We start from the raw sequence: 1,158 nt of genomic DNA, 5'->3' as shown, positions 1-1,158 counted from the left end.
ACTTCGAGCCGCGCCTGCCCTGCGACCCAGCGCAGATCAGCCGTTTCCGGCGCGGGCTGGGCGAGGCCGGCGTTGAGCAGTTGCTCAAGACCACGATCGAGGCGGCGGTGGACATGGGCGCGGTGAAGAAGACCGAGTTCGAGCGCGTGATCGTCGACACCACGGTGCAGAGCAAGGCCATCGCGCACCCCACCGACAGCCGACTGCTGGAAGTCGCTCGCGACAAGATTGCCAGGCTGGCCAAGCGCGCCGGCATCCAACTCAAGCAGACCCACGAGCGCGAGGGCAAGGCGCTGCGCCGCAAGGCCGGCGGCTACGCCCACGCCAAGCAGTTCAAGCGGCTGCGCGGCGTGCTCAAACGCCAGCGCACGATCCTGGGCCGGCTGCTGCGAGAGGTGCGCCGCAAGATGGGCGGCCTGGCCGACGAAGCCCGCGTGCGGCTCGACGCCTGGGTGCAGCGGGCCGAGCGCATCCAGCAGCAAGGACCGAAGGACAAGAACAAGCTGTACGCGCTGCACGCCCCGGAGACCGAGTGCATCAGCAAGGGCAAGGCGCGCAACCCCTATGAGTTCGGCGTGAAGGTCAGCCTTGCCGTCACGCACCAGCAAGGCCTGATGGTCGGGGCGCGCAGCTTCCCTGGCAACCCGTATGACGGACACACACTGGCCGCGCAGATCGAGCAGACCAACACCCTGCTGCAGGACATCGGGGTCAAGCCGCACACGGCGATCGTGGACCTGGGTTACCGGGGCGTGGACAAGGATCTGGCGCCGCTGGAAGTGATCCACCGTGGCAAGTTCAAGTCGCTCACGCCCAAACACAAGACGTGGCTGAAGCGGCGCCAGGCCATCGAGCCGCTGATCGGCCACGCCAAGGCTGATCACCGCATGGACCGCTGCTGGCTCAAGGGCGCCGAGGGCGACGCGTTGCACGCGGTGCTCTGCGCGGCGGGCTTCAACATCCGCTGGCTGCTACGGGCCATCGCCAAGATGGGGCTGGCGGCCCTTTTGTTGGCCCTGACTGGCCTGGCCGTGTATGCCGCCGCCCTGACTCGGCCGACGCTCGGATCGCCTCAGGGCTCGGCAACTTGATCACCGCCCAATCCCCCGCCACTTCAACACCGCCTGTTCGGGTGGAAATGGATTTTGCAAGTCCGAC

General features: G+C 67.4%; 1 protein-coding gene. It reads left to right on the top strand.

The annotated features are described in order from the left end of the window. Nucleotides 1-1,091: IS5 family transposase (locus ACOVRJ_RS19490; protein ID WP_422045487.1), on the top strand; the 1,091-nt coding region annotated here is incomplete at its 5' end. Nucleotides 1,092-1,158 lie beyond the last annotated feature (67 nt).

Source organism: Roseateles sp. (genome assembly GCF_049240545.1).
In the GTDB taxonomy this organism is placed as follows: Bacteria; Pseudomonadota; Gammaproteobacteria; order Burkholderiales; family Burkholderiaceae_C; genus Paucibacter_A.
Note: the sequence above shows the minus strand (reverse complement) of the source record. Positions and strands in the feature narration are given on the sequence as shown.